16 protein-coding genes are annotated in these 14693 nt (G+C 69.4%); 8 read left to right on the top strand and 8 right to left on the bottom strand.

Annotation, left to right across the window (positions count from 1 at the left end; translation table 11 throughout):
- Window positions 1-73: 73 nt before the first annotated feature.
- Genes F6W70_RS01470 through F6W70_RS01460 form a run of 3 tightly spaced genes read right to left on the bottom strand, consistent with a single transcriptional unit; the run spans window position 74 to window position 3133 of the window.
- On the bottom strand, window positions 74-1087 hold the full coding sequence (locus F6W70_RS01470) for an aldo/keto reductase family protein (RefSeq protein ID WP_151485730.1): 1014 nt from the start codon (window positions 1085-1087) through the stop codon (window positions 74-76).
- A 53-nt stretch (window positions 1088-1140) separates the two neighbouring features.
- Complete coding sequence (locus tag F6W70_RS01465; RefSeq protein WP_151485729.1) at window positions 1141-1650, bottom strand: hypothetical protein; 510 nt, start codon at window positions 1648-1650, stop codon at window positions 1141-1143.
- A 10-nt stretch (window positions 1651-1660) separates the two neighbouring features.
- Window positions 1661-3133, bottom strand: a complete 1473-nt coding sequence (locus F6W70_RS01460) for an aminotransferase-like domain-containing protein (protein WP_318278772.1) — start codon at window positions 3131-3133, stop codon at window positions 1661-1663.
- A gap of 52 nt (window positions 3134-3185) precedes the next feature.
- On the opposite strand from F6W70_RS01460, the gene F6W70_RS01455 reads away from it, so the two are divergent.
- Window positions 3186-3494, top strand: a complete 309-nt coding sequence (locus F6W70_RS01455) for a hypothetical protein (protein WP_055874635.1) — start codon at window positions 3186-3188, stop codon at window positions 3492-3494.
- Between the two features lie 40 nt (window positions 3495-3534).
- On the opposite strand, the gene F6W70_RS01450 is transcribed toward F6W70_RS01455, so the two are convergent.
- On the bottom strand, window positions 3535-5160 hold the full coding sequence (locus F6W70_RS01450; protein ID WP_151485728.1) for a DUF4407 domain-containing protein: 1626 nt from the start codon (window positions 5158-5160) through the stop codon (window positions 3535-3537).
- An 85-nt stretch (window positions 5161-5245) separates the two neighbouring features.
- Complete coding sequence (locus F6W70_RS01445; RefSeq protein WP_055876064.1) at window positions 5246-5818, bottom strand: TetR/AcrR family transcriptional regulator; 573 nt, start codon at window positions 5816-5818, stop codon at window positions 5246-5248.
- A gap of 66 nt (window positions 5819-5884) precedes the next feature.
- Between F6W70_RS01445 and F6W70_RS01440 the strand changes: the two genes are divergently transcribed.
- Window positions 5885-6508 carry an NAD(P)H-dependent oxidoreductase gene (locus F6W70_RS01440; protein ID WP_151485727.1) on the top strand — a complete coding sequence of 208 codons (624 nt, stop codon included), beginning with the start codon at window positions 5885-5887 and terminating at the stop codon, window positions 6506-6508.
- Here F6W70_RS01440 and rlmN read toward each other — a convergent pair.
- Window positions 6457-7758: a dual-specificity RNA methyltransferase RlmN gene (gene rlmN, locus F6W70_RS01435; RefSeq protein ID WP_174799585.1), complete on the bottom strand. Its 1302-nt coding sequence runs from the start codon at window positions 7756-7758 to the stop codon at window positions 6457-6459. The two genes, F6W70_RS01440 and rlmN, sit on opposite strands and share 52 nt — an antisense overlap.
- 71 nt (window positions 7759-7829) lie before the next feature.
- Here rlmN and F6W70_RS01430 point away from each other — a divergent pair, with 71 nt between their 5' ends.
- From F6W70_RS01430 to F6W70_RS01420, 3 genes are all read left to right on the top strand, one after another.
- Window positions 7830-8390: a ribosomal protein L7/L12 gene (locus F6W70_RS01430; RefSeq protein WP_055874643.1), complete on the top strand. Its 561-nt coding sequence runs from the start codon at window positions 7830-7832 to the stop codon at window positions 8388-8390.
- 62 nt (window positions 8391-8452) lie between these two features.
- On the top strand, window positions 8453-9091 hold the full coding sequence (locus tag F6W70_RS01425) for a bifunctional 4-hydroxy-2-oxoglutarate aldolase/2-dehydro-3-deoxy-phosphogluconate aldolase (RefSeq protein WP_055866152.1): 639 nt from the start codon (window positions 8453-8455) through the stop codon (window positions 9089-9091).
- A 103-nt stretch (window positions 9092-9194) separates the two neighbouring features.
- Window positions 9195-9944 carry a sulfite exporter TauE/SafE family protein gene (locus F6W70_RS01420; protein WP_151485726.1) on the top strand — a complete coding sequence of 250 codons (750 nt, stop codon included), beginning with the start codon at window positions 9195-9197 and terminating at the stop codon, window positions 9942-9944.
- Window positions 9945-9960: 16 nt separating this feature from the next.
- On the opposite strand, the gene F6W70_RS01415 is transcribed toward F6W70_RS01420, so the two are convergent.
- Window positions 9961-10791 (bottom strand): SDR family oxidoreductase, encoded by an 831-nt coding sequence (locus F6W70_RS01415; RefSeq protein ID WP_017829524.1) that lies wholly within the window; start codon window positions 10789-10791, stop codon window positions 9961-9963.
- Between the two features lie 46 nt (window positions 10792-10837).
- Window positions 10838-11596, bottom strand: coding sequence for an SDR family NAD(P)-dependent oxidoreductase (locus tag F6W70_RS01410; RefSeq protein WP_055874651.1), 759 nt, complete (start codon window positions 11594-11596; stop codon window positions 10838-10840).
- Between the two features lie 171 nt (window positions 11597-11767).
- Between F6W70_RS01410 and F6W70_RS01405 the strand changes: the two genes are divergently transcribed.
- From F6W70_RS01405 to F6W70_RS01395, 3 genes are all read left to right on the top strand, one after another.
- On the top strand, window positions 11768-12493 hold the full coding sequence (locus F6W70_RS01405; protein ID WP_055866159.1) for an aminoglycoside 3'-phosphotransferase: 726 nt from the start codon (window positions 11768-11770) through the stop codon (window positions 12491-12493).
- Window positions 12494-12591: 98 nt separating this feature from the next.
- On the top strand, window positions 12592-13956 hold the full coding sequence (locus tag F6W70_RS01400) for a TrkH family potassium uptake protein (protein ID WP_055866162.1): 1365 nt from the start codon (window positions 12592-12594) through the stop codon (window positions 13954-13956).
- A gap of 40 nt (window positions 13957-13996) precedes the next feature.
- Complete coding sequence (locus F6W70_RS01395; protein WP_082531386.1) at window positions 13997-14692, top strand: potassium channel family protein; 696 nt, start codon at window positions 13997-13999, stop codon at window positions 14690-14692.
- Window position 14693: the final 1 nt, after the last annotated feature.

Below are 14693 nucleotides of genomic sequence, written 5' to 3'. Positions count from 1 at the left end.
GACCCACCCGCGCATACGTCAGCGGGGGTGGGCCTCGACGCTACCGATGGGTCTCGGCGTCAGATCAGGGCACTCAGACCAGGCGCGTCTTCGGGGAGGTCGAGTACGTCGCCTCCGCGTCGCGGTTGACCGTGTCACCCAGGGCCTCGTCGATCGCGGTCATGGTGTCGACGTCGAGCTTCACGCCAGAGGCCTTGACGGTCTCGGCGAGCTGCTCCGGACGCGAGGCTCCGACAAGGGCCGCTGCCACGTTCGGGTTCTGCAGCACCCACGCGATCGCGAGCTGCGGCATCGACAGGCCCGCCTGCTCGGCGATCGGCTTGAGGCGCTGGACGGCGGTGAGGATGTCGTCCTGCAGGAAGCTCTTGATGAAGTCGGCGCCGCTGTGGGGGTCGGTCGCGCGCGAACCCTCCGGCACCGGCTGACCAGGGAGATACTTGCCGCTGAGCACGCCCTGCGCCATCGGCGACCAGACGATCTGCGAGATGCCGAGCTCTTCGGATGCCGGCACGACCTTGCCCTCGATGACACGCCACAGCATCGAGTACTGGGGCTGGTTCGAGATGAGCTGGATGCCGAGCTGCTTGGCGAGAGCATGCCCTTCGCGCAGCTGCTCCGCGGTCCACTCCGAGACGCCGATGTAGAGCGCCTTGCCCTGGCGGACGACGTCGGCGAAGGCCTGGAACGTCTCCTCGAGCGGGGTCTCGTAGTCGAAGCGGTGCGCCTGGTACAGGTCGACGTAGTCGGTGCCGAGGCGCGTGAGCGAGCCGTTGATCGACTCGAAGATGTGCTTGCGGCTCAGGCCGGTGTCGTTCGGTCCCTTGGGGCCGGTCGGGAAGTAGACCTTCGTGAAGATCTCCAGCCCCTCGCGGCGCTGACCCTCCAGCGCCTTGCCGAGCACGACCTCCGCGGCCGTGTTGGCATAGGTGTCGGCGGTGTCGAAGGTGGTGATGCCGGCGTCGAGGGCGGCATGCACGGTCTTCACGGCGGCGTCGTCGCCGACCTGTGAGGCGTGGGTGACCCAGTTGCCGTAGGTGATCTCCGAGACCTTGAGACCGCTGTTGCCGAGATAGCGATAGTTGACCATGGATCAACGCTACTGGCTGCCCCCTATGGCCGGGCCGGATGCGAGGGAAGAGGTCAGGCGGTCGCAGGAGCGGAGCGTGCCCGGAGCACGGCGACCACCCCGCCGAGCACCAGCAGGGCTGCCGCGGAGGCGCTGGTGATATAGAACGCTCGCACTCCGGGGAGATAGATGCCCGCCGAGATCATGAAGGTATCGGCCAGCGCCATGCCAGGACCGAACGAGGCGATGAAGAAGCCCGGCGCTCCGAGCATGAGCAGACTCAGGAAACCGGCAGCCGCGATCATCGGAACGGCCCTCGACGTCATCACGATCACAGCGAGGGCGAGGGCGAGCACGACTCCCACCCCGAGAATCATGATGGCCGTCGGCGCGTTGAGCGACTCACCCGCTCCGCTCAGCTCAGCGCGGATCTGGTCGAGGGTGAGCCCGGGAGCGGACGCGAGAGGCGTCCACACCAGGATCTGCACCGCGGCGAGCGCGGCATAGATCGTGACGGCGAGCACGCCGACGATCGAGATCCACAGCGTCTGCGTCCGCATGGTCCGACGCTGCATCCGAGTCATGCGGGTCAGCCTAAGAGGACATCCCGAGAGTCTCCCGATACTCGCGCCAGGCCGCTCCGAGTCGGCGGATCCCCTCTGCCAGCACGTCGTCGGGGGCGGTGAACGGGATGCGGATGTGGTCGTCCGGCGACGCGGATACCGCGAACGCCGCGCTCCCCGCGACCGAGACGCCGTGCGTTGCGGCCGTCCTGGCGAGCGCCGCCGCCGACCCCGCGGGCAACCGCACCCACAGCGAGAGCCCGCCACGGGGCGGTTCGACCGTCCAGTCGGGCAGGTGCTCGGCCATGAGCGCCTGGAGCAGTCTCAGCCGTTCCTGGTGGATGCGGCTGTTCGCCCGGCGCAGGTCGTCGGCGCGGGCGATCAGGTCGAGCGCGAGCAGCTGGGCCGGCACGCTGGTGGACTGGTCGGCGAGCTGGCGCGCACCGCGCAGCCGTCGCACGAGCACGGGGTCGGCGCGCAACCAGCCGATCCGCAGCCCCGCCCACACCCACTTCGACACCGACTCGACCACGATGACGGGGGCATCCGCGCGCTCGGCCGCGAGCGTGGGCGGCACGACCCCGTCGAAGGAGATGCCCGCGAGCACGCGGTCTTCGATGACGGGAACGCCGTACTGCGCGGCGAGCTCGGCCACCCGGTGTCTCGCGGGGGCAGGCAGGCGCGACCCGGTGGGATTCTGGTGATGCGGGTTCAGCGCGACGAGCACGGGGCGCAGTCGGGCGAGCGCCTGCTCCAGCGCGTCGACGTCGAGACCGTCGTCCCCCATCGGGACGCCGTGCACCGTGCCACCGCGCAGTCCGACCGAGTCGGTGACTCCCGGCCAGGTGATCTCCTCGGCGAGCACGATGTCGCCGGGCCCCACGAGCGCATTCACCACGAGGCTGATGGCCTGCTGCGCGCCGTGGGTGACGAGGATCTGCTCCGGTGTGGTCGGGGTCCCCTCCGCGGTGTACATGTCGGCGATGAGGGCGCGCAGGGCAGGCAGGCCCGCAGGGTCGGTCTCGGGCAGCAGAGCGAGGTCGAGCCGCGGCTTGTGATCGCGGATGAGCTGCACCCCGAGGTCGGAGATCTGCGGCACGGTGCGCAGGAGATCGATCGCGTTCGGCAGTGCGGAGAACAGGGCTTCTCCTCGCCCCGGTCGCTGGGCGGGCACGGCGGTTGCGGCTGTCCCGGCGATGCGGGTGCCGCTCCCCTGCCGCCGGTCGACGAGACCGCGCTCGGCGAGGTCGGCGTACGCGGCGACGACCGTGCCGCGCGAGACGGAGCCTGCGGCTGCCAGTGCGCGCTCCGCGGGCAGCCGGTCCCCCGGGCGCAGCTCGCCACTCGCGATGAGGCTCTCGATGCCCCTCGAGAGCCGGGCGGCGAGAGTGCCGTCTCCCTGTGTCCAGCGGCCGAGCCGTGCCGAGAGCGCCTCCGACGACACGTCACCTGCGTGCACGAGAGATGCCGCTCGTCCCGCAGCAATGGCCGATACCTGATCCATTGGCCCGCCATTGGCCCTGTCTTTCACGCTCATGAGAACCGATTCTGGACCAATGAACACGCATTTCGCCAGCAGTCCTTCAGAGCCTGGACCAATCAACCCCGATTGGACCATCGCACAGCTCCTGGAGTGGCTCAGCGATGATGTCCGCCAGCACGATGTGACGCTTCAGCATCCGCTCGCCCGCATCGAGGCACTGCTGACCGGAGCGCGCTGGGCACGCACCCCGTCCACCGTTGCGTTGATCCGCTCGATCGCCGCCGCTGTCCGCGACGACCCGGCGCGGGGAAGCATCCGGATCAGCGAGCTCTCCCCGCAGCAGGCGCCACGGATGCCGGAGCGCATTCCTCAACTCGCCTGACCGGAGCCTCGCGGAGCCTCGCCGCACCGCGGTGCCCGGCTCAGCCGATCGTCGGACGAACCAGCTGCTCCTGCTCCTCGAGCGTCTGCGCCTGCGCGCGCTTCTCCGCCCGTTCCCGCTCCTGCGCCTCGGCCGCCTCTCGGCGTTCCGCACGCGTCTGCGGCTCACCGGAGCCGGCCTCGGCCTGTACCTCCTGGGACTGGTCCGTCACGATCTTGGCGCGGTCACGGAACCCCTCGGCCGTCACCCGATCGAGTGCGACCTGCTTGCGGATCGCCGCGGCCTTCTCGTAGAGGCTCGGGTCACCGTAGCTCGTGAGCACCTTCACGAGCACCGGCAGCAGCTCGATCATGAAGAACAGCGCGGCGATCAGGATGTGCGCCCACAGGATAGAGGGCTCCTTCTCGCTCAGCCGGTTGAGTCCGCTGATCTGGCTGAGCAGCCCGACGGCCCCGGCGTTGCCCTGCGCCACGGCGTCGGCCCGCGCGTTGTACGCGGCGAGTGCCTGGTCGTAGGAGTCGCGGGCGGTCGGCAGCTGCGACTTCGCCTGCTCGCGGTTCTGCGCCTCCGACGACGAGGTGTTCTCCTTCGCGGCGGTTCCCGCAGCGGCGAGCTCTTCGTTCGCGGTGCGCAGCTGCGCGGCGAGCGCGTCGTAGGTCTGCTGGGCCTCGGCGAGCTGCGCCTTGGCGGCATTCGAGCTGGCACCCTGGCCGTTGACGCCGGTGCAGCCGGGAACGGTGCCGGCACCCTCACCCGTCAGTTCGCACTGGTACAGCACACGAGCCTGGTCGATCACCGCCTGCTGAGCGGTCATCTTCGCGGTCACGTCATCGACCGTGGCCTGGGCGGCGGACTCCGTGGCCGACGATGCATCCGTTCCCGCGACGATGCCGGTCGCCGCCTGGTTCTCGAGCTCGGCCACCTTGGCGGATGCCGCGTCGAGCGCGATCTTCTCCGGGCCCGATTCGAGAGCCTCCTGGTCGGCTTGCGACTGCGTGATGTTGGTGGAGGCGACCTCGCGGGCGATGTCGTTGTGGAAGATCTGCAGCACGAGCGGCTCGGCGACGACGAAGCCGATGATCGCGGCCATGATCACACGCGGGATCGCGAGGCCGATGAGGCGCCAGACGTTCCTCGTCGAGCTCATGGTCGATGTGAGGAAGCGGTCGAGGTTGAAGATGATGAGCGCCCACACGAGCGCCAGCGGCACGGCCAGCCAGATGGCCGCCTGCACACCGGTGGTGAGGGCGAAGAGCATCGAGATCGCCGAGACGAGCGCGGTGCCGGCGAGCACGAAGAACATCTGCACGAAGCGCGGCGTCTCGCCGGGGACGCGGTCGAGGATCTCGCCCTCCGCTCCTCCGAGGATCGCGAGGGTCCGCGCGCGCGAACCGGGAGTGCGCGGTGCGCGCGTCTTGCGGGGCCGGCGCGCGCGCGGCTCACGCGCGGGCTTCACCGGGGCGGGCTCTTCTGAGACGAGGGCATCGGCGATCGGAGTCGCCTCCGACGGCACGGATGCGGACGCCTCACGGGTGGCGTTGTCCGTGCCGGTGGGCTCGAATTCGCGCAGGAAGTCGAGGTCATCCGTGACGGCGTTCGGGTCGCTGTCGAGGATGATCCGACCCTGCGAGTCGTAGCGACCCGGTCGATGGGCGGAATAGGGCATCCGAACAATCTACGAAAGGTCGCCTGTGCATCGCGTGGAAGAGTGCTTTGAGCGACTCACAGCTTGGGCGGCGGAACCGGGCGGATCAGGTTGCCGGCAGAAGCCGATCGAGGGCGGCGGCATAGGCGGAGAGCCCGTCGTCGAGCGTGAAGTGCCCGGCGGCGGCCAGCGTGCCGAGCCCGTGGATCAGACCCCACAGCGCGACGACATCGGTCGGTCGGTCCAGGCCCGCGGCGGCTGCGCTCTCGGCGAGCACGGCCTCGAGCCCGTCGATCAGAGGCGCCATCGTCGGGGTCGGAGCCCCGGGCACGCAGACGGTCGGGTCGTAGACCGCATCGAACGCGTGCGGATGCTCGACCGCGAAACGGATGTACGCGGATCCCCCCTCGGTGAGCGCGGCCCGCGGGGTGCGGGCGTTCTCGGCGGCGGCGCGGACCCGGTCGAGGAGGTCGGCCATGCTGCGCTCGGCGATCGCCTTCAGCAGTCCGAGCCGGTCCGAGAAGTGGTGATAGGGAGCGTTGTGGCTGACGTTCGCGGCCCGAGCGACCTCGCGCAGGCTGATCTCCGCCGCGGGCATGCGCTCCAGCAGCTGCATCGCGGCGTCTTCCAGCGCACGGGCGAGATCGCCGTGGTGGTAGCCGTCCTTCGAACTTGACATGAGCAACATCCTCTCCTATCTTGACAGTGTCCACCAGCTTGACACTGTCCAGATAGGAATCCCGCCATGTCCGCTCTCGTGCTCGACGGCCATCCCGATGCCCGCTCCCTGACCGCCGCGCTCGCGCAGCGCTACGCCGCAGCCCACGGCGACGCGCGCGTGCTCGCCCTCCGCGACCTCGACTTCGACCCGAACCTGCGCTTCGGCTACCGCGAGCGCATGACGCTCGAGCCCGACCTCGTCGAGGCGAAGCGCGCACTGCAGAGCGCCGACACGGTCGTCATCGCGACGCCGCTGTGGTGGGGGTCGGTCCCCGCCCTGCTGAAGGGCTTCTTCGACCGCGCCCTGCTGCCGCAGCAGGAGTACCGGTACACGAAGCTCGGTCTCGTCGAGGGCCTGCTGCCGGCACGCCACGGCCGCCTGCTCCTGCTCGCGGACACACCCTGGTACTTCGTGCCGTTCACCGGATTGCCCGCGCAGACCCACGTCGCCCGAGGGACGATGCGCTTCTGCGGGATCCGCTCGGTGCGCACGCACCGCATGCTCGGTGTGAAGGACGCGAGCGATGCCACCATCACGCGGTGGCTCGACCGCGCCGAACGGCTGGGCGCCGCGGACGGACGCCGAGCGGGTGCGCCTCAGCCGATCGCAGCGGAAGCGGCCTCGTCCTCGGTCGTGGCGACGAGCTGACCGCAGGCGCCGTCGATCTCCTTGCCGCGGGTGTCGCGGAGGGTCGTGGGGATACCGGCGTCGTTGAGCCTGCGCACGAACTCGTTCTGCACCGGGATCTCCGACGAGGTCCAGATCGAGCCGGGCGTCGGGTTCAGCGGGATCGGGTTCACGTGCACCCAGCCGCGGCCACGCTGATTGAGCTTCTCGGCCAGCAGGTCGGCACGCCAGGCGTGGTCGTTCATGTCCTTGATGAGTGCGTACTCGATCGAGACGCGGCGACCGGTCTTGGCGTAGTACTCGTAGGCGGCATCGAGGGCCTCGTCGACCTTCCACCGCGAGTTCACGGGGATGAGCTCGTCGCGCAGGTGGTCGTCGGGCGCGTGCAGAGACAGCGCGAACGTGACCGGGATGTTCTCGTCGGCGAGCTTCTTGATCGCGGGCACGAGGCCCACGGTCGACACCGTGATGCCGCGCGCGCTCATGCCGAGGCCGTCGGGCTGCGGGGCGACCATCGAGCGCACCGCATCCATCACGCGCTTGTAGTTGGCAAGCGGCTCCCCCATGCCCATGAAGACGATGTTCGAGACGCGCTCCATGCTGTGGTCATCGGCCTTCTTGCCGCCGAGCCCACCTTCGGCGATCAGACGGTTGGCGCGGACGATCTGCTCGATGATCTCGGCCGTCGACATGTTGCGGGTGAGCCCCGCCTGTCCGGTCGCGCAGAACGGGCAGTTCATGCCGCAGCCGGCCTGGCTCGACACGCACAGCGTGATGCGGCCGGGGTAGCGCATGAGCACCGACTCGACCAGCGCGCCGTCGTGCAGGCGCCACAGGAACTTGATCGTGTCGCCGCGGTCGGTCTCCAGGCGTCGCACCTCGGTGAGCAGAGGCGGGAGCATGCCGGCGACGAGCTGCTCCCGGGTGTCGGCCGGGAGGTCGGTCATCTGCTCGGGGTCGGACGTGTAGTGACGGAAGTAGTGCGTCGACAGCTGCTTCGCGCGGAAACCCGGAAGCCCGAGCTCCTTGACCTTCTCGGTGCGCTCGGCCGGGGTGAGGTCGGCCAGGTGCACCGGCGGCTTGCCGCGCTTGGGGCTCGCGAACTGCAGCAGCGGACGCCCCTCGGCATCCTTCTGCTGGGTCCACCCCTCGGTCGCGGGGCGCACCTGCGCCGTGCGCGTCTCGCGGACCTTGCCCTGGGCGGGCCGACCCTGCGGGGCGGACGCGGATGCTGCGGGGCGCGTCTCGCGCGTGCGGGGAGTCTCGGTCATACCCTCCAGGGTACGCGGTGGCGGATGGGAACGCCCTGGGGCGCGGGAGGCGACCTCTCTAGACTGAGCCCATGGATGCCGTGCTGTGGATCATCGCGATCGTCGTCGGCCTGATCGTGGTCGTCGCGATCCTCGCGGTCGCACTGCGCGGCATGCGCCCGAAGCTGCCGGAGCCGCAGGTGTTCACCCCGTCGCCCACGACCGCGCGCACGGCTCCGGCCTCGTCGGCGTCGGCGTCGGTCTCCGGTCTGACGCCGACCGTGATCGCCGAGATCGACCGGCTCGTCTCAGCCGGGCAGAAGATCCACGCGATCAAGCTCTACCGCGACCACTCGGGCGTCGGCCTCAAGGAGGCGAAGGACCGCATAGAGCACTGGTCGGTCAGCACCACGGCGCCGCACCTCGCAGCCGTGTCGAACGCCACGGCCACACGCTCCTCGATCACCCCGACCGCCATGACCCCGTCGTCTGTGCGCGCGTCGCTGCCGCCGTCGGTCGCCACCGAGATCGACAGGATGGTCGCCGGCGACTCCGCCATCGCCGCGATCAAGACGCTGCGCCAACACACCGGACTCGGCCTCAAGGAGTCGAAGGAACTGATCGAGGCCTGGCCGCGCACCCACGCCTCCTGACCAACTTGTCGTTACAGGCTGCGCCCGGGAGAATGGACGAGCCCGCCCGATGAAGGAGCCCCATGCCCGACCGTCTCGACCGCGCCCGCACCACCGGCATCCTCGCCGTTCTCCGCGCCCCCTCCCCTGAACTGGCGCTCGAGGCCTCCGAGGCGATCATCCGCGGCGGTGTCACGGGCATCGAGGTGACCTTCTCCACGCCCGATGCACCCGCCGTCATCCGCGAGCTCATCGCACGCCACGGCGACGCCGCCCACATCGGCGCCGGCACCGTGACCACGGCAGCGCAGGCGGAGCAGGCCGCCGAGGCGGGCGCCGAGTTCCTGGTGAGCCCCGGCACGCTGCCCCACCTCACCCGCAGCATGCTCGACACGGGTCGCGTCGTGATGACCGGAGCCATGACGCCCACCGAGGTCATGGCCGCACTCGAGCTCGGCGTCGACGTGGTGAAGATCTTCCCGGCCTCCCTCGGCGGCCCTTCGTACCTCGGCGCCCTGCGCGGACCGTTCCCCGACGCTCCACTGATGCCCACCGGCGGCGTCAGCCCCGACAACCTCGCCGCGTGGTTCGCCGCCGGCGCGGTAGCGGTAGGCGCCGGGGGCGACCTCGCGAACGGCGCGTCGATCAAGGCTGCCGACTGGGCCGACATCGAGCAGCGCGCTGCACGGTTCGCGGCGGCTCTCGCCGCCACGCGAGACTGATCGCCCCGCACCCGCCGACCCAGGAGGCCACTGTGATCGACGCCACCCGCGATCTGCTCGCCGCAGCGCGCGGTTATGACGCGATCGTCGCCGAGCTCGAGAGGTGATCGCGCTCGATCCGTGGGCCTGGTCGGCGCTCGCCCTGGCCGCGGTGACGATCGGCATCTCGAAGACGGCGCTTCCCGGCGGCAGCATCCTCGCGATCGCGCTGTTCGCGGCGGTCCTGCCCGCACACACCTCCACGGCGGCGATGCTGCTGCTGCTCATGGTCGGCGACGTGTTCGCGCTCATCGCCTACCGTCGGCATGCGCATTGGCCCACGCTGCTGCGCCTCGCCCCCGCGGTCATCGCCGGCCTCCTGGTCGGATTCGCCTTCCTCGCGCTCGCCGGCGACGGCATCGTCCGCCGCGCGATCGGGGTGATCCTGCTGCTGATGATCGCGGTGACGCTGTGGCGCCGGTGGCGGCAGAGCAGGGCGGACGCCGCGGCTCCGCCGTCCGGTGGCATCGTGCTCGCCGGTACCTACGGCACGCTCGGCGGCTTCACCACCATGGTCGCGAACGCCGGGGGGCCGGTCATGTCGATGTACTTCCTGGCCACACGCACCCCGGTGCAGGTGTTCCTCGGCACGTCGGCATGGTTCTTCGCCATCATCAACGCGATCAAGGTGCCGTTCCTCGCAGGCCTGGGTCTGTTCGAGACACCCGTGCTGCTGATGGATGCCGTCCTCGCCCCGCTCGTCGTGGCCGGTGCGCTCCTGGGCCTGTGGGTCGCGCGGAAGATGAATCAGCGGGTGTTCGACCGCATCGTGATCGTCCTCACGATCGTCGGCGCCGTGTACCTGCTGTTCTAGGGAGATCCCCCGCGTCTCAGTCGAGGAAGATGTCGGGGAAGAGCGCGTCGTCGGGGGTGCCGGGGATCGCGGCGTAGCCGGAGAAATCGGTGACGCCGTCGGCTTCGAGCACGTCCTCGACGATGAGCGTCTGCCCGGTGAACGACGCCGCGGGCTTGAGCAGCACGGCGTAGGCGGCATCGGCGTAGATGTCGGGCGTGCGGCTGGCGGCCATGACCTTGTCGCCCCCGAGGAGGTTCTGCACCGCAGCGGTCGCGATCGTGGTGCGCGGCCAGAGCGTGTTGGCGGCGATCCCGTCGCGCGCGAACTCGGCGGCGAGGCCGAGCGTGACCATGGTCATGCCGAACTTGGCGAGCGTGTACCCGGTGTGCGCGCCGAGCCACTTCGGGGTGGGGTTCAAGGGCGGCGACAGCGACAGGATGTGCGGGTTCTCGGCATCCTTCAGGATCGGCACCGCCGCGCGCGAGAGCATGAATGTTCCGCGCACGTTGACATCCTGCATCAGGTCGTACTTCTTGGCGTTCAGGTCGAGCGAGCGCGACAGGTCGATCACGCTGGCGTTGTTGATCACGATGTCGATGCCGCCGAACTCACCCTGCGTCTTCATGACCGCCTCGGTGATGTCGTCGTCGTCGCGCACGTCGCCGACGATCGGCAGGGCCTGGCCACCCGCCGCACGGATCTGCTCGGCGGCGGTGTGGATCGTGCCCTCGAGCTTCGGATGCGGGGTGTCGGTCTTCGCGAGCATCGCGATGTTCGCACCGTCTGCGGCAGCCCGCAGCGCTATCGCGAGGCCGATGCCGCGGCTGCCGCCCGACATCAGGATGGTCTTGCCTGCAAGGGACATGGGTTCTCCTGGGTTCTCGATCGCGAAGGGAAAGGCAGCCGCGGGGTCAGCGCGGCGCCATGCGGATGGCGCCGTCGAGGCGGATGGTCTCGCCGTTGAGATAGCCGTTCTCGACGATCTGCTGCACGAGCACGGCGTATTCGTCGGGGCGACCGAGCCGCGACGGGAAGGGGACCTGCTGGCCCAGGGAGTCCTGAGCGGCCTGCGGGAGACCCATCAGCATCGGCGTCTCCATGATGCCGGGAGCGATCGTGCAGACCCGGATGCCGTAGCGGGCGAGCTCGCGCGCCACGGGGAGGGTCATGGCGTGCACGCCGCCCTTGGATGCGGAGTAGGCGGGCTGGCCGATCTGGCCGTCGAACGCGGCGACGCTCGCGGTGTTCACGATGACGCCGCGTTCCTCGTCGTGCAGCTCGTTCTTGGCGATCACGGCAGAGGCCTGCGAGATGACGTTGAACGTGCCGACCAGGTTGATGCGGATCACGCGCTCGAAGTCGGCGAGCACGGCGGGATTGCCCTCGCGGTCGAGCACCTTCGCGGGCGGAGCGATCCCTGCACAGTTCACGACGACGCGCAGCGGAGCTGCCGCCTGCGCGGCCGCGACGGCCGCCTGCACCTCATCGGCGTTCGTCACATCCGCCGCGACGAAGAGCCCGCCGAGCTCGTCCGCGATCTCGGCACCCTTCGACGAGGCGAGGTCGATGATCGTGACGTGCGCTCCCGCGGCGACCAGCCGACGCGCCGTGGCGAGTCCGAGCCCCGAGGCCCCACCGGTGATGAGTGCACCCTGTCCGCTGATCTGCATCTGATGTTCTCCTTCGAACGTCGTCGTGCGACATGCATTGATGGAACGCAGTATCAGCCTACGTGGTTCTTGGTTTCACCACGACCGGGGGAACTGCATCGAGAGCGAGCCTACGACACCGCCTGGATCGATGGCAGGATCCCGCTCATCGTGGTCGGGCAGGATGGACGGATGAGCATCCCCTCCACCTCCGTCGACGTCCCGGTGCGGGTTCGCGAGCTCGCCCGCGGCGCCGCGCTCACACCGGTCTGGCTCAATGGGATCGGGGGGCTGACCTTCCGCACCGACGACGGCCGGTACATCAAGTGGGGGCCGCTCGACGACGAGGCGAACATGCGCGACGAAGCCGAGCGCATGAGGTGGGCGCGTACCTGGATCTCGGTGCCCGAGGTGCTCGAGCAGGGCCAGGATGACGCGCACGAGTGGCTCGTCACGGTCGCGATCGATGCGAGCAGTGCCGTCGACCCTCGCTGGGCCGCCGAACCGGAGACCGCGGTGCGAGCGGTCGGCGTCGGCCTTCGCGCGCTCCACGATGCACTTCCGGTGGCCGAGTGCCCCTGGGAATGGAGCACGCACCAGCGGATCGCCGACGCCGCGGAGCGCGGCACGATCGTGGCCGAAGACCTGCTCCAGGCACCGCCGATCGACCGGCCGGTGGTGTGCCACGGCGACGCCTGCATGCCCAACACGCTTCTCGACGCCGACGGACGCCCCACCGCCTTCGTCGATCTCGCCGCCCTCGGAGTCGCCGACCGCTGGGCCGACATCGCCGTGGCATCGATGAGCACCATGTGGAACTTCGGCACCGGATGGGAGGACACCCTCATCGAGGCGTACGGCGTCGACCCCGACCGCGACCGACTCGCGTACTACCGGCGGCTCTGGAACGAGACCTGACCCGGACCTCTCCGAGGCGGCCGTCGAGGCCGTCGTGCACCGTCTCCGTCCGCCCGGCGGCACCCGGATGATCGTCTCGAGGAGTAACGTCACTTCTCGTGTTGACCCTCCCCGCTCCGGCGCGTCGCCTCCCGCGTCGGCGGGGCTTCGCCCCCGCCCAGGCGATCGCCCTCGGCTTCGGGGCGGCGATCCTCGTCGGCACCGCGCTTCTGATGCTCCCGTTCTCGTCGCGCAGCGGCGTCTGGACGAACTTCGTCGATGCGCTCTTCACCTCCACCTCTGCGGTGTGCGTGACGGGACTCATCGTGGTCGACACCGCGACCTACTGGAGCCCGTTCGGCAAAGTCGTGATCCTGCTCCTGATCCAGCTCGGCGGGCTCGGCATCATGCTCTTCGCGGCCCTGATCGGCTTCGCGCTCGCTCGCAAGCTCAGCGTGCGTTCACGGATCTTCGCCGGCACCGAGACGAAGTCCACGGGTGTGGGCGACATGAAGCGCACCGCGATCGGCATCCTGATCACGACCTTGATCATCGAGGCGGCGGTCGCGACGGTCCTGTTCGTCCGCTTCTGGACCGGCTACGACTACGACGTGGGCCGAGCCGCCTGGCACGCCGTCTTCCACGCCGTGTCGTCCTTCAACAACGCGGGGTTCGCGCTGTACACCGACAGCCTGATCGGGTTCGTGTCCGACCCGTGGATCTGCATCCCGATCTGCATCGCGATCATCCTCGGCGGGCTCGGCTTCCCCGTGCTTCGACAGCTCCGGAAGGAGTTCAGGAACCCGCTGCACTGGTCGATGAACACGCGGATCGTGCTCGTCGCCACCCTCGTCCTGCTCACCCTCGGCACGGGGTTCACGGTGGTCGTGGAGTGGAACAATCCCGGCACGCTGGGACCGCTCGATCCCGCCTCCCGCATGCTGGCGGGGTTCTTCCATTCGGTGCAGGCCCGCACGGCCGGCTTCAACTCCGTGGACACCTCGCTCATGCACGATGAGACCTGGCTCGTCACAGATGTGCTGATGTTCATCGGAGGCGGACCGGCAGGCACCGCCGGCGGCATCAAGGTGACGACCTTCGCCGTGCTGTTGTTCATCATGTGGACCGAGTTCCGCGGCGGGACCGCGGTGAACGTGTTCGGCAAGCGGCTCTCGCGGTCTGTGCACAGGGAGGCCATCACCGTGGTGATCGTCGCCCTCGCCGCGGTGATGAGCGCAGTGATCGCGATACTCGCGATGACGGATCTCGACCTCGATCGCGTGCTCTTCGAAGTCGTCTCGGCGTTCGGTACCGTCGGCATGTCTACCGGCATCACGGCCGATCTGCCGGCGGCCGCGCAGCTCATCCTCGTTCTCCTGATGTTCCTCGGCCGGCTCGGACCGCTGACGCTGGGTTCCGCACTGGCCCTGCGCCAACGGCAGACGGCGTACGAGCTGCCCAAGGAGCGCCCGGCGATCGGCTGACCGGTCTCCCCCCACGATCGCTCGACGACAAGGACACCACATGACCAAGTTCCTCTCCTTCACCCCTGACGCCCGGCGCATCGCCGAAGCCGATTCCGTCGCGGTGATCGGCCTCGGACGCTTCGGGACCTCCCTCGCGCTCGAACTGATGTCGTCGGGCACCGAGGTCCTCGGCATCGACGCCGACGAGGACATCGTGCAGTCCCTCAACGGCGAGCTCACGCAGGTGGTCAGAGCGGACTCGACGCGGCTCGACGTGCTCCGACAGCTCGCGGTCGGCGAGTTCGATCGTGTCGTCCTCGCGATCGGCAACGACATCACCGCGTCGATCCTCACCGCGTCCCTGCTGCTCCAGCTGCAGGTACCCGTGATCTGGGCCAAGGCGGTCGACGAGCAGCACGGGGCGGTCCTCGAACAGCTCGGCGTGCATCGCGTCATCTATCCGGAGAAGGACATGGGCCGACGCGTCGCCCACCTCGTGCGCGGCGCCGCCGCCGACTACCTGGAGATCGACCGCGGCTACGCGATCGTCAAGACCGTCGCACCCCGGCACCTGCAGGGCATCACCTTGAGAGAGGCCGCCGTGCGCAGCACCCACGGGATCACGGTGGCCGCGTATCGACCCGAACGAGGGGAATGGCGAAACGCCGAGGCCGACACCGTGCTGGGCGAAGGAGACACCGTGCTCGTCGTCGGTCCGACCACGAAGGTCGAGAGGTTCGCGCAGTTGCGTTGAC

Source organism: Microbacterium maritypicum, from assembly GCF_008868125.1.
Lineage (GTDB): Bacteria > Actinomycetota > Actinomycetes > Actinomycetales > Microbacteriaceae > Microbacterium > Microbacterium maritypicum.
Note: the sequence above shows the minus strand (reverse complement) of the source record. Positions and strands in the feature narration are given on the sequence as shown.